We start from the raw sequence: 25,871 nt of genomic DNA, 5'->3' as shown, positions 1-25,871 counted from the left end.
GGTCACCCCGCGAGCAGCAGGATGAGCTGAGACTGCAGCTCGCCGAAGAGGAATCCCAACGCGGCACCGAGGACGACGATGATCCACTCGTCGTCCTTGAACGCCGGGCGCAGCAGGTTCTCGTAGGACAGTGCGTCCAGCTCGCGCATCTTGTCGATCATGGTGTTCTCCAGGTCGAGCCGCTGCGCGGTGTAGGCCTCGATGTGGGCCGACGTCTCCGGAAGGCGCTCGATCATGGAGGCGGCCACGGTGGCCTTCATCTCCTGGTACTGCCGGCCTCCCACCAGTGTGATGATGCGGCCGGTGAAGCCCAACTGGTCGTCGATGGTGCGGGAGATCTCGGTCTGGATGACGTCGAAGAACTTGTCCGACATCGGCCCGGTCAGCAGGCTCTCCATGATCGCCTTCGGCGTGAAGATCTCCTGCGCCATCAGCGCCGCATAACCCCGGATCACTTCCTCGCGGCGGGCCTGGAAGACGCCCTGCCAGCGGACGCCGGGCATGACGGATCGCCGCTGCAGCGGTCGGAAGATCATCTGGAGCGCCACGTAGTCGGTGAGGCCGCCGGTCAGTAGGCCGAACAGCGGGAGCGCCAGGTGCCATCCCGTGAGACCGAAGACCACCATCTGGATGATGCCGATGACGAAGCCGAAGACGAGCCCGGCGCGGATGAGGAACGTGAAGGCGGGGCGGCCGATGTCCTGGAACACCGCATTCAACGTCTGCTTGTCGCGGACGAGGTTGGTCACCACCATGTGCTTGATGTCGAAGATCTGATCGACCTGGTCACGGAACTCGGTGAACATTGCCCGCGACGCCGCCGGGATGCGGCCTTCGACGTTGGCCACGATGAGCTTCTTCACCCGGTCGGGCGTCGCTCGCCAGACTTGGGGCTGAAACGACGACATCATGGTGTCGACGAGTTCCTCGGCGGCGTCGTGCAGCGGCGCACCGAGTTCTGCGGCGAGTTCGTCGGGATCGATCTTGTCGAACATCTCCTTGGGGTCGATGATCCCGGAGGTCAACGAATCAACCGCTACCGCAGCCATCTTCGGTGCGCGCTTCGGGATCTGCCCCTGCCAGCCGAGGTACGGCGGAATGCCGCGGAACTCCACCGGATGGAACATCATCTTGAGCGCGAGGATCTTCGTCGCCCACCCCACCAGGGCAGCGCCCAGCGGTATGGACACGTACACCCACCACGGGTAGGAGAACGCGTGCGCGAACAGTTCCGTCATGTGACCGCCTCCCACAGATCGCGTCCCAAGTCGGACATCCGCACCGAAGCGCGCACGATGCGCGGCGGCCGCAGGCCTCGTCGCGCCGTCTTCAGCGCGGCGTTCACGGCCGCGTCGGTCAGCAGCAGCTCGTATTCATCGCGCATCGACTCCACTTCCGGCCCCATCGTCACCACGCCGAGCGACTGCAGTCGCGTGAGATACCCAGGGGTGTGGTGCGGAAGTGACACGCCGGCGGCGCGTCCGACCGTGGACGCGTTCTGTGCGGCCCACGCGGCGCCGCCCGGCTCGGCAACGTGGATGACGGGGTAGACGGACCCGTCCGACAGCGCCGCGAGGATGCGCGCCTCGTCGGGCACCAGCCGTTCGATCAACGCCCGGTGCAGGGTCTCCCTGCTTTGCGCCGGGTTGGCGTACATCGACCGGGCCATCAGCGCGTCGAGCACCTCTCCTGCCGAGGGTGGTTCGATCGCGCGCGGCTCCACCGACGTCGCGGACGCGCTCTCGGGCGGGGCCTTCCGGAGCGCACCGGTGTCGGAGACCTCGGCGTGCACGGTCGGCGGACGTGATCCGGGAACGAGCCGATCGACGAACAGCATCATCGACCGGAGTGCCCGCCACAGCCACCAGAGCGGAATCACGCGACGTGCCTCCGACCGTTGCGCGCTATCTCGGCGATCGGGTCACCAGCGCCGGGCGGCGCATCGTGGCCGTGGATCCACGGCGGTCGTCCCGCAGTGCCTCTCCGTCCGCGGTGATGATGCTCGTCTCGCCATGACCCACACACCAGGGAACCGCACCTTCCACGTTCGCCACATGAGGAACACCGCGAGGTTCTCCCCGGCGCGGGCCACCGACGGCACCGACGCCGAACTTGCTCGGCGCGGGCGGGCACGCCGCAGACCACGGTAGAGATCGACGTGATGCTATGCAACTGCTCAGCACCACGTCCGTGGCATGACGGACCGGCCCGACGCCTAACGGGCCCGCCGCGCCAGCCGCTCGGGTGCCTCGATGAAGACCGTCTTGCCCTGCACGCGAATCCAGCCGCGCTGGGTGAACTCGCCGAGTGCCTTGTTCACCGTTTCCCGCGACGACCCCACCAGCTGCGCCAGCTCGAGTTGCGTGAGTTCGTGGTCCACCCGCAGGGCAGCTCCCTCACGCACGCCGAAGCGCTGGGCCAGGGTCAGGAGTTGCTTGGCGACGCGGCCGGGGACGTCGGTGAAGATCACGTCGGTCACGATGTCGTTGGTGCGACGCAGCCGCCGGGCCAGAACGCGCAGCAGTTGCTCGGCGATCTCCGGATGGTCGCGGATCCACACCGACAACGCCGCCCGGTCCATCGACATGGCTCGCAAGTTGGTCAGCGTGGTCACCGTGGACGTGCGCGGTCCGGGGTCGAACAGGGCGAGTTCGCCGAAGATCTCCGCCGGGCCGAGGACTGCGAGCACGTTCTCCCGACCGTCCAGCGCGCGCCGGCTGATCTTCACCTTGCCCTCGACGATCACGTAGAGCCGGTCACCGGCGTCGCCCTCCAGGAACACGCACTGACCGCGGCGGAAGGTGACGGGGTCCAAACGGCCGGTCAGTTTGGCGACGGCCGCGGGGTCGACCCCCTGGAAGATGCCGGCGCGCGCGAGCACCTCGTTCACGTAGGAGTCCTCTCAGCACCATGGCAGATGATCGCGTCCTGGGTGTGCATCTCGATGTCGGCGACAGCCGCCGTCACCGACCAGGAGCGGACCTACGTTACACATTCACGAACGGATGTCACGCGTGATTCGCAATGACGCCTCATCGCAACTGTTCGGTGGGGCGGATGAGGATCTCGTTCAGCGACACGCGCGCCGGGCGCGTGACCGAGTACACGATGGCGTCGGCGATGTCCTCGGAGTGCAGGGGATCACCGACGGTGGCGTCCGGGGCGTTCTTGGCATGGCCGGTGGTCATCTCGGTGCGCACCACGCCGGGCTCGATGCCGCTGACGCGGACCCGGTGCGGCGAGAGTTCCTGTCGCAGCGCTTCGCTGAATGCGACGACGGCGTGCTTGCTTGCGGAGTAGACGTTGCTGTCGGGCGTCGGTACCCGACGTCCGGCGATCGAGCTGATCATCACGAGGTCGGCGATTCCGCGAGCGCCCCGCGCCGCCGTCACGAGGTGCGGCAGCGCGGCGTGAGTGACGTTGAGGACGCCGTTCACGTTGACGTCGACCATCCGGTGCCAGTCCGCGAGGTCCGCCTCGACGGCCGGCCCGTTGGCCAGGAAGCCGGCGTTGTTGACCAGTACGTCGATGCGGCCGTACTCCTCACCGATGGCACCGATGACCCGGGCGACGGCGTCCGCGTCGACGACGTCGACCGCGATGCTCCGCGCAGTGCCGCCCTCGCCTTCGATCCGCCCGACGAGTTCGCTCAGCCGCTCGGTCCGCCGGGCGAGCACCAGCACCTCCGCACCCTCGGCCGCCAGGCCGTGAGCGGTCGCCCACCCGATGCCACTCGACGCACCCGTGACGACGGCGACCGTTCCGTCGAGTCGTGCTGCACCCATGCTGTCTCCTCGCGTCCCTCGAAACCCGGCCACCTGCGACGTCTGGCGAAACGGAGCCCCGGCGTTCCGCATTCCCGCCCGGCGTGACCGGTGTGTGACGCGACGACCGAGGTCGGCTGCCGCCGAGGAGCACGCCGGTACCGTTCGAAGCATGCGCGGCATCCTGAGGTGGGCGCTCGTGCTCGCCTTCGGCGCGAGCCTCGTCGTCGGTTCGGGCACGGCGATGGCCGGCGGTCTCGGCGACTACCGCTGGGCGAGCCGTCCCCTGCTGGTGTTCGCGCCGACGGCGGACGATCCCCGGCTCGCGGACACGCTGAGCCGCATCGCTGCCAGTCGCTGCGACTTCGTCAACCGGGACATGGTGCTCGGCGAGCTGCTGGGCTCGGGCATCGGGACGCTCGACGGCCGCGCCCTCGACACCGATGACGTGCAGCAGTTGAGGCGGCAGTTCGGGATCGACGAGAACGCCTTCACCGTCGTGCTCATCGGGAAGGACGGCGGCGAGAAGTACCGCGTCACCGGCGTTCCGGATCTGCGGGTGATCTACGCCGTGATCGACGGCATGCCCATGCGAAGCCGCGAGACGAGCGACGACCCGGGTCGATGCTGACACCGAAGGGATTGAGGCCACTGTTGGTGGTGGTGGCCGCGGTGATGCTCCCGGCCACGGTGTCGTGCGCGAGCGGTGGGCAGGCTCCCGACGCGGCGACGTCCGCCGCCCCGGTGGCGGCGTCCGACGGTCGCGGCATCCCCATCGTCGCCCTCGATGCCCGCGCCGTGGCCGCGTGGACGACGGTCAACGATCCCGTCATGGGCGGTGAGTCCACCGCGACCGTCGGCTACGGCGACGGTGGGATGGTGTTCGCCGGCACCGTGTCGCTGGAGAACAACGGCGGCTTCGCTTCGGCGCGCAGTCCGCGAGACACCGGAATCGGCCAACGGGCAACGGGCGCAACGACGCTGCGCGTCGACGCGGTGGGCGACGGCAAAACCTACCTGGTGAAGGCGTATCTCGGCGGCGAGCGCTGGTCCTACATCCAGCGGTTCCGCACCGAGGCCGGCGTCCGGAAGGCCTACGAGTTGCCCGTCGAGGACTTCGAGCCGGTGGGCGAGCGCATGAAACCCGCGCCCGACGCGCCGCGCACTCTCGACCCGGCGCGCATCGATCAGGTGGCGCTCTACATCCTCGACGGGCAGCAGGGCCCGTTCACCCTCACGGTCAGCGCCATCGACGCAGTGACCTGAGGCGTACCCGCCTCGCTCGCGACGACCTGCCTCTCAGCCGGCCGAACCCGAGTCTCCGTTGGCCGTGTTGCCGCTGCCCCCGGAGCCGCCGGTCCCGCCGGGCGTTCCACCGGTGCCGCCGTCGCCGCCGCGTCCCGGGGACCCCTGACCACTGCCGCCGTCGCCACCGCGCCCACCGCTTCCGTTCGGGTTGCTTCCTCCAGTGCCTCCGCGGCCGCCAGTGGCTGCACCGCCCTGGGAGGACGCGGCCCCGCCGGCGCCGCCCATCCCGCCGGAGTTCTGGAAGTTGGTGTCGCCGCCGCGTCCGCCCCCACCGCCGGTCGCCGTTCCGGCGCCCGTCGACGCCGTTCCGCCCGAACCGCCCTGGCCGCCGCTCCCGCCCAAGCTCGAGCCGCCGGCACCGCCGACTCCCCCCGTCGCGGTGCTGCCGTCGTCGCGGGTGGTCGACGCCGCGCCGCCGGTCCCACCGCCTCCACCGGCGCCGGTGGCCCCGGAGCCACCGTTGCCGCCAGCCCCACCCAGAGCGGTGCCACCGGCACCATCGACGTCCGCCGAGCCGCCGCTTCCACCGGCACCGCCGCTGAGGACGCCGACGCCGTTTCCGCCGCCACCTCCGACGGCGGTGGCGCCGGTGCCGACGGCGATGGCCGCACCTCCCTGACCGCCTGCTCCTCCCGCTGAGCCACTCACGCCACCGTTGCCGCCCCTTCCGCCGAAGCTGGTCGCGCCGTCGCCCACGACGGACGCCGTGCCGCCGCTACCGCCCTGGCCCGGAGCGCCGACACTGCCCCGACCCCCGGTGCCGCCGTTGCCCGCCGTGACCGTGATGCCGTCGCCGGTGCCGCTCATCGAAGCGCCGTCGCCACCTCGTCCACCGTTGCCGGTGCCGTTGCCACCGTCGCCACCGTTCCCGCCGGCACCCAGCGCACCGGACGCGCCGGCAGTGCCCGTCCCGGTGGCTCCGCCGGTGCCCGCCTGCCCGCCGCTACCGCCCGAACCACCCTGTCCGCCAACGCCTCCCGACGCGCCGGTGTCCAGTTGGGTGCTCCCACCCCGGCCACCGGTACCACCCGATCCGCCATTGCCGCCGGCGCCACCGCTGCCGTTGGCGCCGGCCGTCCCCGCGACGGCGCCGGCGCCGGGCGCGCCGCCGGCGCCCCCGTTGCCACCGTCACCGCCGACGCCACCAGATCCGCCGACTCCTCCGGCCGTGGGGACGAAGCCACTCGTTCCGTCCGCACCGGTGGCTCCGGTCGCGCCGTTGCCGCCGCGGCCGCCGTTGCCACCGCTGCCGCCGTCACCACCGTTGCCCTGATTCCCCGCGACGCCGTCGGCTCCGGTCACCCCGCCGGTTCCGCCCGCACCGGCCTGCCCACCGAGGCCTGCCTCGCCGCCGGCTCCGCCGTCGCCCCCCTTGCCGCCGGCCTGCCCGTCGATGCCGCGACCGCCGGCGGAACCCGCGTCGCGAGAATCGGTTCCGTTGGTTCCTGAGGTTCCGTCTCCGCCGCTACCGCCCGCGCCGCCGTCGGCGCCGTCCCCTCCGGCACCACCGGATCCGTTGCTGCCCGCAGCACCGCTCACCGTGCCGGCGCCACCGCGTCCGGCATCACCCCCGGCGCCGCCGGTGCCGCCCTTGCCGCCCGCCTGGCCCGCCGCACCCTGAGCACCCGCGGTGGTCGAGGCCGCCGAGGCGGCACCCGCCACGCCATTCCCACCGGCGCCCCCCGAACCGCCGTTGCCGCCGGCGCCGCCATTGCCCTGGAGGCCGGCGCTCCCCGCCGTGCCCGCGGTACCGCCGAACCCGCCGATTCCCGCCGCTCCGCCAAGGCCCGCGCGCCCTCCCGCGCCGCCATCGCCGCCGTTGCCACCCGCCTGACCGGCGACACCGTCCTCGCCTCGAGTTCCCGCGGCCACGCCGTTCACGCCGTCGCGCCCGTCGACGCCGTTGGCGCCGGTGCCGCCGTTTCCGCCCGATGCACCATTCCCTCCGGCTCCGCCGGATCCGTTCACACCCGCCTGCCCGGAGTTGAGGACGAGGGAGCCGAAGCCGCCGGCACCGGCGTTGCCACCGATTCCGCCGCGTCCGCCGTCACCGCCGGCCGCTCCGACCACGCCCGGGGCGCCCGCCGCCGACCCGTCCGCACCGTCGCCGCCGACGGCGCCATCGCCACCGCGCCCGCCGGAGCCGCCGGCTCCTCCGGCACCGCCGAAGCCGAGGGCGCCGCTCGCACCGCCCGCCCCGCCGTTGCCACCGGCACCGCCGATCGCGCCTGCAGCACCGCCGAGGGTCGCGTTGGCGCCAGCCGTTCCGGCTCCGCCGTTGCCGCCGGCGCCGCCGTTGCCGACGAAGAGTCCGCCGCGGCCGCCGTTGCCGCCGTCCTGAGCCACCCCGCCGTTGCCGCCGGCACCGCCATCGCCGAACCATCCGGCGTTGCCGCCGTTGCCGCCGTTCGCGCCGCGTCCGCCATTGCCGAACAGCAGCCCACCGTTCCCGCCGTTGCAGGCGGCGCCGCTGCAGTCGGCGGCGGCATCGATGCCGTTGCCGATCAGCCAGCCGCCGTACCCGATCATCGGTCGCGATTCCACGACGGGTTGCGCTGCGAGCAACGGCGTCGGTGTCGGCAGCAACAGCGTGGCGATGCCGGACCCGCCGTCGCGCAGCCACCAGGAGTCGTCGTTCGCGGGGGGCGTCAACGGCACCTCCCCCGACGTCAGCCGGATCTCGGCCGTCGTCGTCCGAGCCACCGATGGATCGGCCTGCCCGAACGCGCACAGCACGGCGACGCCGAGCGCCGCCGCGCCGCCGACGCCTACGCCGACGCGTTGCCAGCCGGACGCGGAGTTCACTTCACGATGCTTCGGCACGACGGCGCACTCCCGGGTTCGCAGGGCAGCCCAGTGATGGACACACTCGATCGCCGGTGCGACACGCAGGCTCGAGACGCTCGGACCCCTTGCTCAATCACAGCATCCGCACAGGCACGCGAAGCATATCCACGGCCGCGTCGATTCGTCGCGAAAGCAAGGGAGTCCGTGCCGGTGCACCGCCTCGACTGATCCCGACCGATCTCAGCCTCCTCGTCACCGGATGCGCCCTGGCTTGGTAGCGTCCCGAACACCGTCCGCACCGCACCGAGGAGTCGTATGTGCCGCGCCGTACGAGCCGCACGGTGATCGGAACCCGTGGGCATGGGTGAGCCGCCGAGCGTCGCACCTCCCGGGTGGCTGACGGCCGCCATCCAGACCTATCTGCGGGTGTATCACCGGCACGACATTCGCATCGACGCCCCGGTACCGGACACGCCCGTGCTCTTCGTGTGCAACCACGGATTCGGCGGGGTGATCGATCTCAACGTCGCTGCCTTCGTCGCAGCGCGACAGGCGGCCGGCGTCACCCGCCCGACCACCGCGATGGTGCACCAGATCGCGTGGACGCTCGGCGTCGGGTCACTGGTCGAGCGCTTCGGCGGCGCTCCGGGCAGCCGGCACGCCGCCGACGAGGCCCTCGACGCCGGCCACAACGTCCTCGTCTTCCCCGGCGGGGACGTCGACGCGGGCAAGTCGTGGCCGCGCCGCAACGAGATCACCTTTCACGGATCGGGATTCGCCCGCCTGGCCGTGGAACACGAGGTCCCGATCGTGCCCGTCGTGACGGCCGGTGCAGGGGAATCGCTCGTCGTCCTGAGCGACGGACGGGCCACTGCCCGCGTTCTCGGGCTGCCGAAGCTGCTGCGGGTCAAGGCCCTCCCGCTCACCGTCTCCATTCCGTGGGGTGTGAACGTCGGCGTGGTCGGCCTGCTGCCGTACCTGCCGCTACCGACGAAACTGGTCACCGCAGTCCTTCCGGCGATCACTGCGGAAGCGGGTGAATCGCCGGAGGACCTCGCGACGCGCGTTCGACACGCGATGCAGGCGCGGATGAACGAGTTGACTGCGCGGCGCACCCCGCTTCTGGGGTGACCCGGCGCTCACCGGACGGCGGTCACCGTCATGCCGGCGGCCGCCACCGCGAGCACGGCGTCGATCAGCAGGCCGTAAGCCCGCGGCCCGGCGCGGCGAAGGGCCCGACGGTCAGCGCCAAGCCGATGACGACGCCCTCGAGCACGGTGCCGAGGGACAGCGCACCCGACGAGCCGAAGGTCGCCGTCTTGGCGAGGTAGAGGATCAGTGCGCTGGCGGCTTCCGTGCCGAGGAATCGACCCGCGGTCAGGCCGTAGCCGATGAAGACCGGCACGCTCAGGGGTCCGGTCGACAGCACGACGCCGGTGAGGAAACCGACGACCAGCCCCGCCATGGCCAACTGCCACCGGCGCGTGCGGCGCTCGCGGCCGGCGAGCCGACGACGCACCGCGATCATCGCCAGGAAGAAGGCGCCGAGACAGCCGTCGATGATCCGCGGCGAGACCGCCAGCAGGGTGCGGGCGCCGAGAACCGCGGCGGGCACACCCGGAGCGGCGTAGGCGAGGACCGCAGCCCAGTCAATCTCTCGCCACCACGCCGCGACGCGGCCCACGTTCGCGCAGACGGCGGCGATCGCCATGATCGGCACCGCCTCACGGGGACCGTAGACGGCCACCAGCAGCGGCAACAGGATCAGCGACGAACCGGTGCCGACCAATCCACCGAGGATTCCGGCGCCGAAGGCAACGAGGAACAGGGCGACGACGAGAAACGCAGACATGGCGGACCTTCTCGGTGACACGCGGCGTGTCACCGAAGATCCTCCAGGCTTTTGTCCGGTCAGATGACCCCGTGCGATCGGCGCACAAGGTGGCGCCGCTCGGACCAGGCGTGCCCCGCGGCACCGGAACCCTAGGCGCTGTCGCCGTCGAGCCTACGCTCGCCCGTCCGCCAGGCGGCCGAGCCATTCCACCAGCAACTGGCGTTCTGCCGCGGTGAGTGGGACGTCCGCGTCGACCAGGGCTTGCTCCAGTGCCGTCGCGCGACCGGCCAAGCTCTTGCGGGCCTTCCCGGCTCCCGAGGTGACGGCGATGCTCGAGATGGCGTTTTCGCGGGCGATCTCACTGAGACCGGGGTCGCGGTCGGCGGCGGGAGTCGTCAGCTGGGTGATCACGAAACCGACCCCGCACGTCTGGAACAACGCGGTGGCGCGTTCGACGCTCATCCGTAGCTTGCCGACGTCGGCTATCCGAGCGATCGCATCGCCCAGCAGCGTCACCGTCGTCTGAGCCGCCGCGGAGATCGCATCGCCGCGCCGCACGGTGCCGTAGATCAAGGCGAAGCAGTCGGGCTGCGCAAACCCGAACGCGACGAACAGGTCCCACAGACGGCGCAGGTCCGTGACGGGATCCTCCGATCGCTCGAGCAGGTTGCGTTTATCCCGGATGTACCCCTCGAGGATGTGCAGGGTTACCGCTTCGATCAGCCCGTCCTTGTCGCCGAAACGGCGGTAGAGGACCGGTGGTTGCGTACCTGCGGCCGCGGCCACCGCGCGCGTCGACACCGCGTCGACACCGCCGCTCTGCAGGAGTGCGGCCGCCGCCTCCAACAATCTGTCGGAAGGGGATGCGGATGAGTCGACCGCCATGTTTCCGACGATAACACCATCTCGTCATCACGGAATTATTGGTGATAACGTCGAGTTGTTAGTGCCGGTAACACCGACGGCACCCCTGCCTCGGGTCCCCGAGTCGACCACTCGGCTCACCCACCACCAAGGAGAACTGATGTCACGTCCACTGAACGATGCCGAGCGCGCCACCCCGTCGAACGCCTGGTTGACGCGTTATTACGCCGTGCGAGGGCTGTTTTCGATCGTCTGGGTGGTGATCGCGGTGACGGTCGGCCCGATGCCCACCGTGCTGGCGGGCCTGCTCCTCGTGAGCTACCCGGCGTGGGACGCCCTCGCCAACGTGGCGGATGCACGGCGCAACGGCGGCCTGCGGTCCAACGCGACGCAGACCTTCAATGCCGCCGTCAGTGCGGTGACCACGATCGCGGTGCTCATCGCTCTCACTCGTGGCATGCACGCCGTGATTGGCGTCATCGGCGTGTGGGCAGCGCTGTCGGGCCTGCTGCAGTTGGCAACGGCGGTGCGCCGGTGGAAGCGCGCCGGCGGTCAATGGGTGATGGTCATCAGCGGTGCGCAGTCCGCCGCTGCCGGTGCGGCGTTCCTCCGCGATGCCGGCGGAACCGAAGCACCCAGCGTCGCGGACGTCGCGCCCTACGCGGCCTTCGGAGCCTTCTACTTCCTGGTGTCCGCGGTCTGGTTGTCGGTGTCGACCGCACGGCGGCGCCGTGAGATGGCGGCCGCACGGCAACGCCGCTGACAAGGCGGCGCCTCAGCGGCGCGTGACGGTGATGTGCACGTGGTCGTAGTGTCCGTAGCCCGACGCCTGCGGGCCGGCCGGCGTGTAGTAGGTGCCGCGCCAGATCACGTCCTGCAAGCCGAAGCGAGCGGCGTTGCTCATCGCGTAGTCGCGGATCTGATCACCGAGAGCGATGCCCTCGGGGCTCTCGGGATCGGGGATCATGATGTCGATCGCGAGACCGCTCGGGTGCCACGGCTTGGAATCCGGTCGCACGCCGTCGATGTCGGCGATCTGCGGGAACTGGCGGCTGACGGCCCTGGCCGCCAGGACGGCGTTGGGCTGCAGACCCGCCTCGGACGCCACGCCGACCGGCAGGTCCTCCGGAATCGGTGCGCCGACACCCTCGGGCGGCGGGGCCAGGTCGCCGGCGGGGACGCCGGGAGGGATCGCCGCCGCCGGCACGGCGTCGACGGCCGCTCGCTGCTGCGGTGACAGCGCCGCGTACTGCGCCTCCGCGGCGGCGAGCTTGCGCAACAATTCGCCGAGCTTGGCCTGCAATTCGGCGCGTACCGCCGCGGCGCGATCTGCCGCGGTCCGCGCGGCAGCCGCGGACTGCTCGGAGGCCTGGGCGGCCGCGGCGGCCCGCTCGCGGGTGTCCCGGTAGACCTTCATCTGATCGGTGATCGTGGCTACGACCACCTGCTGCAGGGCGAGCCCGTCGATCAGTCGTTGCGGCGACGTGGCGGTCAACGCCGCCGCCGCTTGGCCGTCGCGACCACTGACGTACTCCATCGCGGCGATGCGGTTCACGGCCTCCTGATGGGGCGCGAGTGCGGCACTGGCGCGGGCGAGGGCGTCGGCGTCGGTGCGGTGCCGGACGTCTGCGGCGCTCTGGGCTGCCACTGTGGCGTCGACCTCGCGCTGGGCGGCCGTGACGGCCTCGCGGCTCGTCACCGCCTCGCTGGACAACTTCTGCAGCGTGGCCAGCGCGTCTGCCTGCGGGTCGGCCCGAACGTCACCCCACGTCGCGGCCAGACACAGGACCGCAGCCGCCGAGCCGAGCGCCGTTCGCCGCAGTGAATGGCGCGCCGCGGTCATCTGTCGTGTCCCGATCCTTCGCTTCGCGGACCGCACGGGCCCGAGTCCTCGACCCGTCGAGGTTATGAACTGGGTCCGACGATGTCCACCCGGCCAAGCCACGAGCATCTTCGCTTCCCCCCGGGGACGCTGTGGTTAGCTCGCGTGGTGTCCGAGGACAGTCGCACCACCGCCGAGATGATCGTCGAATGCCTCGAGAACGAGGGCGTCACCCACGTCTTCGGGATCCCCGGCGAGGAGAACATCCGCTTGGTCGACGCACTGTCGCGATCATCGATCGAGTACGTGCTGACCCGCCACGAGCAGGGCGCGTCGTTCATGGCCGAGGTTTTTGGGCGGCTGACCGGCAAGGCGGGCGTGTGCTCGGCGACCCTGGGACCCGGCGCGATCAACCTCCTGCTCGGTGTCGCCGACGCGACCACGAATTCGACCCCGCTGGTGGCTCTTTCAGCCCAGGTGGGAATGCGGCGCAACTACAAGGAGACGCACCAGAGTGTCGACCTGGTTGCGATGTTCGCGCCCGTGACCAAGTGGTCGGCGTTGGTCGCGACACCGGCCTCGGTGCCGGAGATGGTGCGCAAGGCGTTCAAGCTGGCGCAGACCGAGCGGCCGGGTGCGGTGTATCTGGCGGTGCCCGAGGACGTCGAGGACGCCGAGGCCCCCGCCGGTGCCGTCCCGCTGCGGATCAACGTGCCGCGCCCGGACGATCCCTCGGCAGCGCAGGTGGAGCGGGCCGCGGAGATCCTGCGATCGGCCCGCAACCCGATCCTGCTCGCCGGCCATGGCGCCGCCCGCAGCGACGCCTCGGCGGCGGTGCGACGGTTCGCCGAATCCCTCGGCATGCCGGTGGCCACGACGTTCCACGGCAAGGGCGTCCTGCCGGACGACCATCCGTTGGCGCTGGGCGCCGTGGGCTTCATGCGCCACGATTACGTCAACTTCGGCTTCGACCAGGCCGACGTCATCGTGGCGGCGGGGTACGAACTGCAGGAGTTCGATCCCGTCCGCATCAACCCGCGGGGTGACACCAAGATCATCCACGTCCACCGCTTCCCTGCGGAGGTGGACGTCCACTACGACGTCGCCGTGGGGTTGCACGCCGACATCGGGCGGTGCCTGGACGCCGTGGCCGAGGCGGTCGGCCGCGACGAGCCGTACTCGTCCGGGCAGGAACGCATTCGGGGCCTTCTCGCCGAGGAACTCGAACGCGGACGCGCTGACGACAGCTTCCCGCTCACCCCGGCGCGCATCGTCGCCGACACCCGGGCGGCGCTGGCCCGCGACGACATCGCGCTGGTGGACACCGGCGCGCTGAAGATGTGGATGGCGCGGCTGTATCCGACCTACGAGCCGAACACCTGCCTGATCTCCAACGGGCTCTCGACGATGGCGTGGACGGTGCCCGGCGGGATCGCCGCGAAGATCGCACGGCCCTCGGCTAAGGTGCTCGTCGCGACCGGTGACGGGTCCTTCCTGATGAACTCCCAGGAGATCGAGACCGCGCTGCGCATCGGCACGCCGATGGTGATTCTCATCTGGGTCGACGACGCGTACGGCCTCATCAGTTGGAAGATGGATCTGGAGATCGGTCACAACGTCGACACCCGTTTCGACAATCCGGACTTCGTCGCCTACGCCGAGAGTTTCGGCGCGCGGGGGTACCGCATCTCCGCCGCCGACGAGCTGCTCCCCACGCTGCGCGAGGCGCTGGCCGCGGACACCGTCAGCGTCATCGCGTGCCCGGTCGACTACCGCGCCAACAGTGCCCTCATCGCCTCGCTCGGCGAATTGGACGAATCCTGGTCGTGAACCGGAGACGCCCTCGGCCCCACGCGAGCCGCCTCCGACTCGAATACTTCTCCGCGGTCACGCCGGCGGAGGTCGGTAACCCGCCGCGGAGTTGCGCAGTGCCCACGCCTGGGCCGGGCAGAGGATGTCGACCGCGTTCGACACGACGTAATTGGCCGACTGCTCGTCGTTGGGCGACACGTCGGCCTTGATCCTCTCCAGCAGCGCGGCGTAGGGCACGGCGTGCGCCACGGCGTCACAGATGCGATACCCGTAGCCGAGCGCGTCGTTGCCGGGGAAGTCGAAGTGCCGACGCACGAGGACGTCGTAGGTGTACTCGACCTCCGGCGCCGGCTTCGCCGAGGCCACCGGCGTACCCGCCACCAGGCAGCCGAGGGCGGCGACGCACACCATGAGCGCTCTGCGACGGATCATCGCAGCGAGTGCATCACCGGAGGTGCCCGCCCGCCCACCGTTCTGCTCGGCCCGAGCGGAAACCGCCGGTGTGACGGGATCTCGGCGGCACGTGGCCAACCAGGCACTGTCGGGTCAAGCGAGGGAGGAGCACCGTGGCCGCATGATCATCCACGATCCCGCCGCCTCGAGCGCCACCCGTGACGCCGCCGCTTGGAACCTGCCCGACTCCGCGATCTGCACAGCGGCCCTCGCGCTCGCCGAGGACGTCTCGCCGGCCTTCCTGCACGGCCACTGCGTCCGGAGCTACCTGTTCGGACGCGAACTCGCGGCCGCTCGCGGACTGCGGGGCGGGGTCGACTACGACGAGGAGACGGTGTTCCTGGCCTCGATCCTCCACGACCTCGGCATCACTGCGTACGGACGAGGCGACCAGCGATTCGAGGTCGACGGCGCAGATGCGGCCGCGCGATTCCTGCGAGAGCGGGGTTGTCCCGAGGACCGTGTGCGCGTGGTGTGGCAATCGATCGCGTTGCACACCAGCGTCGGGCTCGGACACCGGTTCGGTATCGAACACGCCGTGTGCCACGGCGGCATCGATCTGGACGTCGTCGGTGCGCAGCGCGAACTCCTGCCCGCCGGCTTCGCGGAGCGCGTCGTCGCCGCATGGCCCCGCCGCGACCTGGGGTATGCCATCGCCGAGGCGATCGCCCGGGACATCCGGACCAATCCGCTGAAGGCTCCGCCGTTCTCCTTTCCCGCGCACGTTCACCAGCTGGTCAACGGCGCATCGGCACCCACATTCGCCGACGTGGTGGCCCGCTCGGGCTGGGGTGATTCACCCCGCCGCTGAACGACCCCGCCGCCGCGGGCGATTCGATCGTGGTGGCGCCGTCGGATCGGCGGGCGGCCTGGGGGTACTGGCGTGGTGCCGGGGGGCCGCCACTCGACCCCCCTTCCTGCGTACCGCGGGCCCACACTGGCCGACGGGGCACGCCCACGGAAAGGCGAGGACATGACGACATCGCGCGAGGTCGACGTTCACCACGGGAGAGCCGTGGTCGACCCGGACGACTCGGTACGGATCGGCTACACGGTCGTCGCTCCACCCGACCCCACCAAGACCGTCGTGCTGCTGCACGGCGCCCCGCAAACGCGCTACGAGTGGCGCAAGGTCGCGAGGCCACTCGCCGCCGCCGGCTACCGGGTGATCATGCCCGACTATCGCGGTGCCGGCGCGTCCGACAAACCCCGCGACGGGTACGACAAGTGGACCATGGCCGGTGACATCCACACGTTGGTCCGCGAGCACCTCGGTGTGGCGGAGCCCATCTCCCTCGTCGGCCACGATCTCGGGTCGACGTTGGCGCTGAGTTACGCACTGCGGTACCGCGACGACGTGGTGAGCGCGACGTTCATGGAAGCTCCGCTTCCGGGTACCGCCTACTACCACTGGCGCGTGGCGCAGAAGTCGGCGTGGCAGTTCTCGTTTCACGCCAACCCCGACATCGCCGTCTACCTCGTGCATGGACGTGAACGTTGGTACGTCAACCGGTTCTTCGACGACTTGACCCATCAACCGGATGCCATCTCCAACGACGACGTCGACGTGTACGCCCGCGCGTACGAAGCCCCAGGGGCCATCCGGGCCATGTGCGAGATCTATCGGCAACTCGACGACGACGCCGACGACAATCGCACCGCCCTCCTCCGGCACGGCAAGCTCACGATCCCCGTGCTGGCGTCCGGAGGTGCCGCCAACCCTCTCGCAGCACACTTCCGGGCGATGTGCGAAGAGGTCGCTCATTCGGTGACGGAACACCTGGTCCCGAAGTGCGGCCACTGGGTGGCCGAGGAGCAGCCGGAGTACTTCACCAGGATGTTCTGCGAATTCGACGCCGCCGCTCGGGCCGCCTCCGCATGACGCGTCGCCCGCGGGTCGGCATTCCCGCGCTGAGGGGGTGTAGCGCTGCCCCTCCGGTTCATGGGAAGGCACCTAGCGTCGTCGATGTGGCGCTGGAAGGCCCAGCAGCACGACGTAGCGATGGACCACATCGGATAGTGGAGTGGAGTTGATCGACATGGTGGACCTACCGAAGACGATCGAGATCGCCGGAAAGGCGGTGTCGCGACTGGGTTTCGGATCGATGAGATTCACGGGCCGTGGGATCTGGGGTGAGCCCGAGGACCGCGACGAGTGCATCGCCGTGGCCCGTCGGGCGGTCGACCTCGGCGTGCAGTTCATCGACACCGCGGATTCCTATGGCCCGCACGTCGCCGAGGAAATCCTGCACGAGGCGCTGCATCCGTACCCCGACGACGTCCTGATCGCCACGAAGGCGGGCTTGACCCGAAACGGGCCCGATGTCATCGATACCGACTCCGGGCCGAAACGCCTCGGCCCTGCGGCGTGGCCGCCGGTCGGTCGACCCGAATACCTGCGACAGCAGGTATTGATGAGCCTGCGCCGCTTGGGGCTCGACCAGATCGATCTCCTGCAGCTGCATCGGGTGGATCCCCAAGTGCCGCTGGCAGACCAGATCGGTGAGCTGAAGGCACTTCAGGACGAGGGTAAGATCCGCGCGATCGGCATGTCGCAGTGCACGGTGGCGCAGCTCGACGAGGCGCGGCAGATCGCCGACATCGTCAGTGTCCAGAGTCGGTTCAACGTCATCGACCGGAGCGCCGAGGACATGCTGGCGGTGTGCGAACGCGACGGGCTCGCGTTCATCCCATGGGCGCCGGTGGCCCAAGGCGGGCTCGCCTCAGCACACCAGGCGCTGGCCGACGTCGCCCAAGCACACCAGTGCAGTGTGGGTCAGGTGGCGATCGCCTGGTTGTTGCATCTCTCCCCGGCGATGCTGCCCATTCCCGGTACGTCGCGCCGCACGCATCTCGAGGAGAACCTCGCTGCGGCTGAGGTGCGGCTGACACCGCAAGAACTCGCTCAACTGAGCGCGGCAGGCAGTTGAGTCACCGCGAGGACGGCGCGGAAGCCGTCGTGAGCGATGTCAGCAGAGTGACCGCGTCGGCAGTCGGCCCGTTCTCGGGCGGGCTGTAGACGAGCAGCCGCTGATCGGGCGCATCCGCCACCTCGAGCGCCTCGAAGTGCAGGCGTAACTCACCGGCGTGCGGATGATGGAACACCTTGTCCTCGCTGGTGCGCGGACGGACGTGGTGGGTCGCCCACAGGTCGGCGAATACGGGACTGGCCGCGGAGATCTCGCCGACCACCTCGGCGACGCGGTCGTCGTTCGGAAATCGGGTGAGGCCGGAACGGAGGTTGCCGACGACCTGAGTGGCTACCTGGTTCCACTCCGTGTAGAAGTCTCCGGCCGCGGGATCGAGGAACACCATGCGCGCGATGTTGTCCGTGTTGCAGAACCCGCTGTACATCGCCTGCCCAAGGGCGTTGATCGCGAGGATGTTCAGGGCGGGGTCGACGACGAGGGCCGGGACCCGCAAGCCGGAGTCGAGGAGGACTCGAACTCCCGGCGAGACCGCGGTCCCGTGAGTTGGCAGCGCGAAGGGGGCGGGATGGACGAGCGAGACGAGGTAGGCAGTCGCGTGCGCATCCAACTGCAGCGCGCGGGCGAGCGCACGAAGCACCTGTACGGACGGCCGGCGCTCCCGGCCCTGCTCGAGCCGTCGGTAGTAGTCGGTGCTCAGCCCGGAGAGAAGGGCGAGTTCCTCGCGCCGCAGGCCCCGAACGCGCCGACCGTCACCGGGGACGAGGCCGGCCTCCCGAGGCGTCACCGCTGCACGCCTCGCCCGCAGAAACGATGCGAGGTCCGCCGATCGATCTGCCATGGCCCCCATCCTCATCGGACTCTTGCGGCTGCTCGTGCCGAACTCAGCGGTCCCACCATCGTCGGACTCGCCCGGCAGACACAACCCCGGCCGGGCGGACGGTGTTCCCGATCACGGACGCCGCGGCGGCGTCCAGCGACGTGTCAGAGCGACAGCGCCCGTGGAGGGCCGGTCAGCGTCGCCTTCGCCGCCGCGCTCAGCGGATCGAGAACCTCGACGTCGCCGGCTTCCAGACCGTCGAGGGCCAACCGGACCAGCTCGGCCGGGTCGATCACCGCGTCGGACGGCAGTTCGATGCCCTGCCGCTCGGCGAATGCGTAGAGCGTGTCCGTGCCCACCAGACCCGGGACCAGAGCGGTGACCTGGGTGCCCTGGCCTGCCAGCTCGACGCGAACGCCGTTGGTCAGTCCCCACTGGGCGGACTTGGCGGCGGCGTAGGCGGTGTTGCCGTCGACCGTCTGCCAGGCCACTGCCGACAGGACGTTGAGGATGGCTCCGCCACCGTTGCGAGCCAGGATCGGCGCGAACGCTCGGATCATCGCCAACGTGCCGTAGTAGTTCGAGTCCATCGTCGAGCGGATGGCGCGGAGGTCACCGCTCACCAGGTTGCCGCCGGCGGTGTCGGCGGCATTGTTGATCAGTACGTCGACGTCACCGGCCCGTTCGGCCGCGGCCGCCACGGACGCGTCGTCGGTGATGTCGAGACGGAGGACTTCGTCCCGCCGCCGCCCAAGCCGCCACTCTTCCGGTACTCGCGAAGATAACCCTCATGCCAGCGCGGCCAATCCAGGTAGATGTCGCCGGCCTCGGCTCGATAACGCTTGTACTGGCCACGAGCGGTGCGCAGCGATTGACGAGCATCGCGGGCGGCCCGCTCGGCGGCCCGCTCAGCAGCACGCATCTGAGTGAAGGTCAGGGCAACCGGAGGGTCCCGGTAGATCCGCCGGTCGAACATGGCCGGACGCTAACACGTCCATACCGTCGCGTCGACGTCCGTCACCGCACGCTCGATCAGCACGCCAGTAGTGCGTCGGCGAGACGGCGGGTGCGGCGGGCGGTGTTCATCGTCATGTGAAGTCCGAGTGAGCCTTTCGTGGTCGCAGGTGTAGCCGGCAGTGCATGCAGGAGTCGTCGCCGCCGCTCAGGTGGCCGCTTGGACGTTCCGCGAGGTCTAACGTGGGCGGAATGGGTCTGTTCAGCCACGAGGAGTTCCGGGACTCCACCGACCGCGCTGCCGGCGAGGCCAGTGGTGGGGTCGTCGAGCGGGCGCGTCGTTACGAGATGGACGAGTTCGGGACGGATGACCCCACGGTGGTGGGTCCGGGGTCGCTGCCCGAGGACGGCTCATGTGGCCAGTTCGCCGTGCAGTTCCACGTGTCCACGTCGATGCTCGTCGGTTTGAAGCGCATTGCTGATATGCGTGGGGTGAGCGTGCCGGAGGTGTGCCGCCAAGTGATGGGTGTGTTCGTTGCCCAGCAGGAGGGCGAATTGCGTGCGTTGCTCGCTGCGGAGTCCGAGGTGTCCGACTACCGGCCGAGTCTGGGTCACACCTAGCTAAATCGCCCTGCGGGATGGCGCGGACGGCTTGCGTCGTGGCGACGTTCGATGAGGCGAGCCGGTGTCAGCGTCGCGTTCTCGTTCCACCCCGGCGGGCGGGGCGCGCGCTTCCGGCCCACGCGGTAAATGAGCCGACCGGACCCGACCGGGGTCGCTCGAGCCAGGGCCACGGATGCAGCGCAGCCACGTCGAGGCGGGCAGCGCGCCGCCGCCAGCCCGGAACCGGCGCGAACGTCGTCGCCAGCGCGATTCCCTGCAGCACCTCCACGGGATCGCCGCGGTGCACCCGCACCTCGCGGCGGGTGGCGAGGTCGGCCAGCGACTCGGCGAGGAAGGCCAGCCGATTCACCGACAACTGCAGCCGACGCAGAAGCGGCTCGTCGAAGACGAAGATCACCGGCAGTTCGGGGTGGGAGGCGGCCGCCGGATCCCGGTCGCTGAGGCTCTCGGCGGTCATCCACACCGCCTCGGCTTCCGCGGTGTGCCGTGGCGTCGACGGGCCGGCGGTCGATTCCGGATCGTCGTCGCGGCGCAGGTGGGGATTCGGCATCGCCCGTGGCTCACGCTCCGAAACCGTGGGCCAGTGCTCGATGGGACAGTGGCGCTCCAGCGGGCAGGTCGTGCAGAGTCCGGGCGCCCGCTTCTCCACCTGCCAGCGGGAGAACCCGTAGGCCTTCCCCGTCAGCGCCCCCACCGTCCACTGCCAGCCGAGCCGGTTCGCTGCTCGGGAGCCGTCCAGCAGATGGCGAAACATGAGGTCCTCGCCGTCGCGCCACCCGTGGTTCTCGCGGACCGTCCAGTGCGATGCCAGCCACATCCGAGTCTGGTTGGTCAGCCAGCCGCCCGCGAGTTCCTCCCAGCACAGGTCCAGGCACTTCGCCTCGCTGACCCACGGGTCGCCGACGGGCTCGCTGCGCTCGACCACGTTGTACCGCAGCGATTCCGCCGACGCGTCGCCGACGCGGGCGTACAGGTGGCGGGCGTACTCCTGCCAGCGCAGTTCGTCTCGGAACTTCGCGGTGTCGCGCGGAGGCCCGGAGCCGACGTGGTCCCAGACCTCCCGCAAGGTGAGCAGGCCGTGCCGGATGTACGGCGAGAGTCCGGATGCGCCGCGGCGCTGCGGTGGCCACACCTCGTTGCGGCGCCGGGCGTAGCCGGCGACGTCGAACGCCCAAAGCGCTGCGTCGGCCGACGTCTGGCCACCCCGCAGCGGCGGATCAACTGGCTTGGCTGCCTGCGTCGTGAGATCGCCCAGATGATCGGCCACCCAGGAGCGGACGTCCGGCTCACCGGCGGCCGGGACGGGCAGGAGCATCACTCGAGTGTAGGTTTCGCCCTGTCGGCTACGCCCCTCAGTGCGCCATGTCCACGAACCGCGACAGGTGCAGCTGATGGGCGACGGTGACCGTCTTCGTCGGGCCCGCACGGTGTTTGGCGATGATGAGGTCCGCTTCGCCGCCGCGAGGGTCGTCGCGCTCGAACGCGTCGGGGCGGTGCAGCAGGATCACCATGTCGGCGTCCTGCTCGATCGAGCCCGACTCACGGAGGTCGGCGAGCATCGGCTTCTTGTCGGTGCGCTGCTCGGGCCCGCGGTTCAGCTGGCTCATCGCGACCACTGGCACCTCGAGCTCCTTGGCCAGGAGCTTGATCTGGCGGGAGAACTCCGACACCTCCTGCTGACGGGACTCCACCTTCTTGCCCGACGTCATCAGCTGCAGGTAGTCCAGCACGATCAGCCGCAGGCCCGTCTTCTGGTGCAGACGGCGGGCTTTCGCGCGGATTTCCATCATGGTGAGGTTGGGCGAGTCGTCGATGTACAGCGGCGCCTCGCTGATCTCGCTCATCCGGCGAGCGAGCTTGGTCCAGTCGTCGTCGTTCATCCGACCCGAGCGCATGTCGGCGAGCTTGATCTTCGCCTCGGCCGAGAGCAGGCGCATGACGATCTCGGTCTTGCTCATCTCGAGGGAGAACACGATGCTCGGCAGCCGGTTCTTGATCGAGCACGACCGCAGGAAGTCGAGGCCGAGCGTCGAGTTGTGCGTCGGCACCATCGCCCGGCTCGCCAGGTACAGGTGGTCGGCGTTGTCGACCTCGACGCACCGCACCGGCACGCTCGGCACCGGCCGCACGGCGACGATGCGCCGCGACACGGCCCGCTTCGTCCGGGTCGCGTGCTGACGTTCCTTGTGCAGAATGATCTTTCGCTCGGTGCCGAACACCGTGTCGTCGGTGTCGAAGCTCAGCGTGTAGGCCGTCGACGACGCCGCGCTGCGGCCGTGCACCGGCGCGGTGGCGGTGTGGCAGCGGTAGCCGAGGCTCACGACGAGTTCCGCCACGTCGGCCGCCATCCGGGCGTCGGTGACGCAGAACTGCACCGAGCCGTCAGCCGCGACGGTGCCGTCGGTGTCCAGCAGGCCGGCGAGCAGCGCACGCCGCTGCTGCTCCGATGCCCGCAGGTACGTCGACGGGATGTGCCTGCTGCCGATCACCCCGACGGCGCGCAACCGCGCCCACGTCGACGCGACGGAATGCCCGGCCTCGCCCTCGCCCTCGATGCGCATGACGACCTCGGGGTCCGCGGTGCCGACCTGCGCGGCAGCCGTGGTCCCGTCACCGAGCCACGCGCCCAGCGTGTAGGGCGGCACGGGCAGTTCGGCGTCCGCGGTCCGCAGGGGCCGGGTGTTGGGCACGGCGTGCTGGGCGTCGACGGTTGCGGCGATGTCGCGGGTGGTGCGCACGGCGGCTTCGGTCCGGGGCATGCCGCGGCGGCGCTCGACCACGGGAACCTCGGTCAGCCACTGGTGTTCGGCGTCGGCGACGATGACCGTCCCATCGGAGAACTCGACCTCGAAGCACTGCCGATTCACCATGACCTCGGTGGCAGCGACCACGCGGGTCGGCACGCCGTCAGCGCCGATGAGCTGATCTCCGACGGCGACCTGGCCCATGGTGGTCCAGCCGGTCGGCGTCGGCAGCGGCGTGTCCAGCGAGAGCGCCTTACCCATGCCGGGACGGGCCGCGACGACGATCATCTGCCCGGCGTGCAGCCCGTTGGTCACCTCGTCGAGTTCGACGAAGCCCGTCGGTACGCCGCGCGAGACGCCGCCCTGCGAGGCGATGGCGTCGATCTCGTCCATCGTCGGCTGCAGCAGGTCCTCGAGCGGGACGAAGTCTTCGGTGGCCCGCCGCTCGGTGACCTCGTAGATCTCGGCCTGGGCGCGATCCACCACGTCGGCGACGTCGGCCCCGTCGGCGCCCGCATAGCCGTACTGCACCACCCGGGTGCCGGCCTCGACGAGCCGGCGCAGCAACGACTTCTCCGCGACGATGCCGGCGTAGAAGCCGGCGTTCGCCGCCGTGGGCACCGTCGAGATGAGCGTGTGGAGGTAGGGGTGACCGCCGACGCGCTTGAGCAGGCCGCGGCGCTCGAGTTCGGCGGCGACGGTGACGGCATCGGCCGGCTCGCCCCGGCCGTAGAGATCGAGGATCGCGTCGTACACGCTCTGGTGGGCGGGTCGGTAGAAGTCACCGGGTCGCAGCTTCTCCAGGACGTCGGCGATCGCGTCCTTCGACAGCAGCATGCCGCCCAGGACGGACTGCTCGGCGGCCATGTCCTGGGGAGGCTGGCGGCCGTAGTCCTCACCGGTGGGAGGAGCCTCGGCATCCGAACGGCCCAGATCGTCTACGACGGCCACTAAGCGTCCCACCTTCCCGTGAATCGAGTCGAACACGTTTTCGACGTGCTCCCCCCGACGCTACGTCGATCCACTGACAGCGGCCTACGTTAGACGTTGCTGGACCGACCGCAAGACGCCCTTGTTGACGGACCTGTGGATGGCGTGTGGATAGGCGAGGACAGCCATGTTGAGTGGTTGGGGACAACCTGTGCACAACACGGGTCGACATCGACGTCGCTGCAGATCAAAAGCTCACTGGACAGCCGTCAAGCTGTGGATGCGAATTGCTGCGGCGTGTCGCGCCGAGTTGACGTACCGGGCGTGTTGCGTTGCGCGCAATGGCCGACGAGGTTAACAGCTGGTGGCTTCGCTGTACCAGAAACCGCGGGGAAAGTTCGCCAGCACCGACAGCAACGCCCGGGTGGAGACTGATCACGTCTCCACCCGGGCGGATGAGTGCTGTCGCGCTACCGCGGCGACGCCGCGCTACTACTCCGAAACGGAATTACTCCGAGACGGAGTTACTCCGAGACGACGGCCAGCGAGAGCGCCGCGTGCACCTCGGGGTGCAGCCGGACGTCGACCTGGTGCGTGCCGACCGACTTGATGTGCGACTTCGGCAGGTCGACGGTGCGCTTGTCGAGGTTCGGGCCGCCGGCCTTCTTGATGGCGGCGACCACGTCGGCGGCCGTCACCGAGCCGAACAGCTTGCCGCTGGCGCCCGCGGTGCGGACGGGCAGCGACACGTCGCCCAGGCCCTCGATGGCCGTCTTCAACTCGACGGCATGCTCGCGGTCGCGGACGGTCTTCGTGTCGCGGGCCCGACGGATCTCGGCCGCCTGCCGCTCGGCGCCACGGGACGCCACGATGGCCAGCCCGCGCGGGAGCAGGTAGTTACGGCCGTAGCCGTCCTTCACCTCGACGGTGTCGCCGGCCGAACCAAGGTGGTCGACCTCTGCGGTGAGAATCAGTTTCATCGTTCGTACTCCCTATCGCGTCGACGACGTGAACGGCAGCAGAGCGACCTCGCGGGCGTTCTTCACCGCCACGGCGATGTCGCGCTGGTGCTGCACGCAGTTGCCCGTCACCCGGCGGGCGCGGATCTTGCCGCGCTCGCTGATGTAGGTGCGCAGCAGCGCCGTGTCCTTGTAGTCGATGTCCTGCCCCTTCTTCGAGCAGAACACGCACTTGCGGGTCTTGACCGGCTTCTCGGGGGCCGGCCGCCGCTTGGTACTGGTCTTGGCCATGTCTTTCTCTTTCTTGATTCACGAAGTGGCGCCGTCGCTTCCGCGGAAGACGCGGCGCCGTAGTCAGCTCAGAAGGGCGGCTCGTCGTCGGCGCCGCTGAACGAACCCGACGCGGGCGCACTGCCCCACGGGTCGTCGCGCGGCGGCTCGGCCGGGCGGGATCCCCCGCCGCCACCGGAGCCGAAGCCACCACCGCCGCCGCCACCACCGCCACGGCTCGCCTTGTTCACCTTGGCGGTCGCGTAGCGCAGCGACGGGCCGATCTCGTCGACCTCGAGTTCCACGACGGTGCGCTTCTCGCCCTCGCGGGTCTCGAAGGACCGCTGCTTGAGCCGTCCCTGCACGATGACCCGCGAGCCACGCGTCAGGCTCTCGGCGACGTTCTCGGCCGCCTCGCGCCAGATGTTGCACCGCAGGAACAGCGCCTCGCCGTCCTTCCACTCGCCACTCTGGCGGTCGAAGGTGCGGGGCGTCGACGCGACGGTGAAGTTCGCGACGGCAGCCCCCGACGGGGTGAAGCGCAGTTCGGGGTCGGCGGTCAGATTCCCGACGACGGTGAGGATGGTGTCACCAGCCACGTTTTCTCCTGAAGATGCATGCGTGCTCGAAGTTCGGTCGCAGGCGAGCCTACGGCCCCACCACGACGAGCACGTCGCCTTGGCGACTAGTGCTTGTCGGTCCGCATCACCTTGGTCCGCAGCACGGACTCGTTCAGGTTCAACTGACGATCCAGCTCGGACACGGTGGCCGGTTCCGCCTTGACGTCGACGACGGCGTAGATGCCCTCGCCGTGCTTGGCGATCTCGTAGGCGAGACGGCGACGGCCCCAGATGTCGACCTTGTCGACCGAGCCACCGTCCTTGCGGATGACGTTCAGGAACGTCTCCAACGACGGGGACACAGTCCGCTCGTCGAGAGTGGGATCGAGAATGATCATGATTTCGTATGGACGCATGAAGACCTCATCACCTCCTATGG

The 25,871-nt window shown here is 69.9% G+C and carries 26 protein-coding genes and 1 pseudogene; 9 read left to right on the top strand and 18 right to left on the bottom strand.

Features of this window, described 5'->3' with window-relative positions; all coding sequences use genetic code 11:
• Positions 1 to 2 precede the first annotated feature (2 nt).
• From FZ046_RS06800 to FZ046_RS06785, 4 genes are all read right to left on the bottom strand, one after another.
• On the bottom strand, positions 3 to 1,238 hold the full coding sequence (locus FZ046_RS06800) for a DUF445 domain-containing protein (RefSeq protein WP_070351933.1): 1,236 nt from the start codon (positions 1,236 to 1,238) through the stop codon (positions 3 to 5).
• Positions 1,235 to 1,792, bottom strand: coding sequence for an Abi-alpha family protein (locus tag FZ046_RS06795; protein ID WP_149484219.1), 558 nt, complete (start codon positions 1,790 to 1,792; stop codon positions 1,235 to 1,237). The genes FZ046_RS06800 and FZ046_RS06795 overlap by 4 nt, the downstream gene beginning before the upstream one ends.
• 423 nt (positions 1,793 to 2,215) lie before the next feature.
• The gene (locus tag FZ046_RS06790) at positions 2,216 to 2,890 is read right to left on the bottom strand and encodes a Crp/Fnr family transcriptional regulator (protein ID WP_070351931.1); all 675 of its coding nucleotides are present in this window, start codon (positions 2,888 to 2,890) and stop codon (positions 2,216 to 2,218) included.
• 142 nt (positions 2,891 to 3,032) lie between these two features.
• Positions 3,033 to 3,785 (bottom strand): SDR family oxidoreductase, encoded by a 753-nt coding sequence (locus FZ046_RS06785; protein ID WP_070351930.1) that lies wholly within the window; start codon positions 3,783 to 3,785, stop codon positions 3,033 to 3,035.
• Between the two features lie 151 nt (positions 3,786 to 3,936).
• Between FZ046_RS06785 and FZ046_RS06780 the strand changes: the two genes are divergently transcribed.
• Positions 3,937 to 4,395, top strand: a complete 459-nt coding sequence (locus FZ046_RS06780; protein WP_070351929.1) for a DUF4174 domain-containing protein — start codon at positions 3,937 to 3,939, stop codon at positions 4,393 to 4,395.
• Complete coding sequence (locus tag FZ046_RS06775) at positions 4,389 to 5,030, top strand: CIA30 family protein (protein ID WP_070351928.1); 642 nt, start codon at positions 4,389 to 4,391, stop codon at positions 5,028 to 5,030. Before FZ046_RS06780 ends, FZ046_RS06775 begins: the two co-directional genes overlap by 7 nt.
• A gap of 33 nt (positions 5,031 to 5,063) precedes the next feature.
• Here FZ046_RS06775 and FZ046_RS28130 read toward each other — a convergent pair whose 3' ends face one another.
• Positions 5,064 to 7,877, bottom strand: coding sequence for a PGRS repeat-containing protein (locus FZ046_RS28130; RefSeq protein ID WP_170292404.1), 2,814 nt, complete (start codon positions 7,875 to 7,877; stop codon positions 5,064 to 5,066).
• A gap of 342 nt (positions 7,878 to 8,219) precedes the next feature.
• Between FZ046_RS28130 and FZ046_RS06765 the strand changes: the two genes are divergently transcribed.
• On the top strand, positions 8,220 to 8,990 hold the full coding sequence (locus FZ046_RS06765; protein ID WP_070355764.1) for a 1-acyl-sn-glycerol-3-phosphate acyltransferase: 771 nt from the start codon (positions 8,220 to 8,222) through the stop codon (positions 8,988 to 8,990).
• A gap of 64 nt (positions 8,991 to 9,054) precedes the next feature.
• On the opposite strand, the gene FZ046_RS06760 is transcribed toward FZ046_RS06765, so the two are convergent.
• Positions 9,055 to 9,711 (bottom strand): sulfite exporter TauE/SafE family protein, encoded by a 657-nt coding sequence (locus tag FZ046_RS06760; RefSeq protein ID WP_246182915.1) that lies wholly within the window; start codon positions 9,709 to 9,711, stop codon positions 9,055 to 9,057.
• Positions 9,712 to 9,864: 153 nt separating this feature from the next.
• On the bottom strand, positions 9,865 to 10,578 hold the full coding sequence (locus FZ046_RS06755) for a TetR/AcrR family transcriptional regulator (protein WP_070355765.1): 714 nt from the start codon (positions 10,576 to 10,578) through the stop codon (positions 9,865 to 9,867).
• 139 nt (positions 10,579 to 10,717) lie between these two features.
• Between FZ046_RS06755 and FZ046_RS06750 the strand changes: the two genes are divergently transcribed.
• Entirely contained in the window at positions 10,718 to 11,320 is a 603-nt protein-coding gene (locus FZ046_RS06750) for a DUF308 domain-containing protein (protein ID WP_070355766.1), read from the top strand.
• Positions 11,321 to 11,332: 12 nt separating this feature from the next.
• On the opposite strand, the gene FZ046_RS06745 is transcribed toward FZ046_RS06750, so the two are convergent.
• Positions 11,333 to 12,400: a VldE C-terminal domain-containing protein gene (locus tag FZ046_RS06745; RefSeq protein ID WP_070355767.1), complete on the bottom strand. Its 1,068-nt coding sequence runs from the start codon at positions 12,398 to 12,400 to the stop codon at positions 11,333 to 11,335.
• A gap of 177 nt (positions 12,401 to 12,577) precedes the next feature.
• Here FZ046_RS06745 and FZ046_RS06740 point away from each other — a divergent pair, with 177 nt between their 5' ends.
• On the top strand, positions 12,578 to 14,209 hold the full coding sequence (locus FZ046_RS06740; protein ID WP_070355780.1) for an acetolactate synthase large subunit: 1,632 nt from the start codon (positions 12,578 to 12,580) through the stop codon (positions 14,207 to 14,209).
• 57 nt (positions 14,210 to 14,266) lie between these two features.
• On the opposite strand, the gene FZ046_RS06735 is transcribed toward FZ046_RS06740, so the two are convergent.
• Positions 14,267 to 14,623 (bottom strand): DUF732 domain-containing protein, encoded by a 357-nt coding sequence (locus FZ046_RS06735; RefSeq protein ID WP_070355768.1) that lies wholly within the window; start codon positions 14,621 to 14,623, stop codon positions 14,267 to 14,269.
• Between the two features lie 142 nt (positions 14,624 to 14,765).
• Here FZ046_RS06735 and FZ046_RS06730 point away from each other — a divergent pair, with 142 nt between their 5' ends.
• The 3 genes from FZ046_RS06730 (at position 14,766) to FZ046_RS06720 (ending at position 17,574) form a co-directional block, all read left to right on the top strand.
• Positions 14,766 to 15,455, top strand: coding sequence for an HD domain-containing protein (locus tag FZ046_RS06730; protein ID WP_070355769.1), 690 nt, complete (start codon positions 14,766 to 14,768; stop codon positions 15,453 to 15,455).
• 162 nt (positions 15,456 to 15,617) lie between these two features.
• Positions 15,618 to 16,526: an alpha/beta fold hydrolase gene (locus FZ046_RS06725; RefSeq protein ID WP_070355770.1), complete on the top strand. Its 909-nt coding sequence runs from the start codon at positions 15,618 to 15,620 to the stop codon at positions 16,524 to 16,526.
• A 157-nt stretch (positions 16,527 to 16,683) separates the two neighbouring features.
• Positions 16,684 to 17,574, top strand: coding sequence for an aldo/keto reductase (locus tag FZ046_RS06720; RefSeq protein ID WP_070355781.1), 891 nt, complete (start codon positions 16,684 to 16,686; stop codon positions 17,572 to 17,574).
• 1 nt (position 17,575) lies between these two features.
• Here the strand turns inward: FZ046_RS06720 and FZ046_RS06715 are convergent, their stop codons facing one another.
• From FZ046_RS06715 to FZ046_RS06705, 3 genes and pseudogenes are all read right to left on the bottom strand, one after another.
• Positions 17,576 to 18,412 carry a helix-turn-helix domain-containing protein gene (locus FZ046_RS06715; RefSeq protein WP_070355771.1) on the bottom strand — a complete coding sequence of 279 codons (837 nt, stop codon included), beginning with the start codon at positions 18,410 to 18,412 and terminating at the stop codon, positions 17,576 to 17,578.
• Positions 18,413 to 18,555: 143 nt separating this feature from the next.
• Positions 18,556 to 19,128, bottom strand: a pseudogene (locus FZ046_RS06710) (SDR family NAD(P)-dependent oxidoreductase); the annotation flags it as partial.
• Positions 19,050 to 19,367, bottom strand: a complete 318-nt coding sequence (locus FZ046_RS06705; RefSeq protein WP_176749657.1) for a hypothetical protein — start codon at positions 19,365 to 19,367, stop codon at positions 19,050 to 19,052. The pseudogene FZ046_RS06710 and the gene FZ046_RS06705, both read right to left, overlap by 79 nt.
• A gap of 230 nt (positions 19,368 to 19,597) precedes the next feature.
• On the opposite strand from FZ046_RS06705, the gene FZ046_RS06700 reads away from it, so the two are divergent.
• Positions 19,598 to 19,966, top strand: a complete 369-nt coding sequence (locus FZ046_RS06700) for a hypothetical protein (RefSeq protein WP_070355772.1) — start codon at positions 19,598 to 19,600, stop codon at positions 19,964 to 19,966.
• Between the two features lie 67 nt (positions 19,967 to 20,033).
• Here FZ046_RS06700 and FZ046_RS06695 read toward each other — a convergent pair whose 3' ends face one another.
• The 6 genes from FZ046_RS06695 to rpsF form a co-directional block, all read right to left on the bottom strand.
• Complete coding sequence (locus FZ046_RS06695; protein WP_070355782.1) at positions 20,034 to 21,284, bottom strand: FAD-binding domain-containing protein; 1,251 nt, start codon at positions 21,282 to 21,284, stop codon at positions 20,034 to 20,036.
• A 37-nt stretch (positions 21,285 to 21,321) separates the two neighbouring features.
• Positions 21,322 to 23,664: a replicative DNA helicase gene (dnaB, locus tag FZ046_RS06690; protein WP_070355773.1), complete on the bottom strand. Its 2,343-nt coding sequence runs from the start codon at positions 23,662 to 23,664 to the stop codon at positions 21,322 to 21,324.
• Positions 23,665 to 24,167: 503 nt separating this feature from the next.
• Positions 24,168 to 24,623 carry a 50S ribosomal protein L9 gene (gene rplI, locus FZ046_RS06685; RefSeq protein ID WP_070355774.1) on the bottom strand — a complete coding sequence of 152 codons (456 nt, stop codon included), beginning with the start codon at positions 24,621 to 24,623 and terminating at the stop codon, positions 24,168 to 24,170.
• Positions 24,624 to 24,635: 12 nt separating this feature from the next.
• A complete protein-coding gene (rpsR, locus tag FZ046_RS06680; protein ID WP_070355775.1) occupies positions 24,636 to 24,893 on the bottom strand; it encodes a 30S ribosomal protein S18 in 258 nt (85 codons plus the stop codon).
• Between the two features lie 68 nt (positions 24,894 to 24,961).
• Positions 24,962 to 25,471 carry a single-stranded DNA-binding protein gene (locus FZ046_RS06675; RefSeq protein WP_070355776.1) on the bottom strand — a complete coding sequence of 170 codons (510 nt, stop codon included), beginning with the start codon at positions 25,469 to 25,471 and terminating at the stop codon, positions 24,962 to 24,964.
• A gap of 86 nt (positions 25,472 to 25,557) precedes the next feature.
• Positions 25,558 to 25,848, bottom strand: coding sequence for a 30S ribosomal protein S6 (rpsF, locus tag FZ046_RS06670; RefSeq protein ID WP_070355777.1), 291 nt, complete (start codon positions 25,846 to 25,848; stop codon positions 25,558 to 25,560).
• Between the last annotated feature and the right edge of the window lie 23 nt (positions 25,849 to 25,871).

The organism is Mycolicibacterium grossiae, from assembly GCF_008329645.1.
Lineage (GTDB): Bacteria > Actinomycetota > Actinomycetes > Mycobacteriales > Mycobacteriaceae > Mycobacterium > Mycobacterium grossiae.
This window is presented reverse-complemented; position numbering and strand designations above follow the sequence as displayed.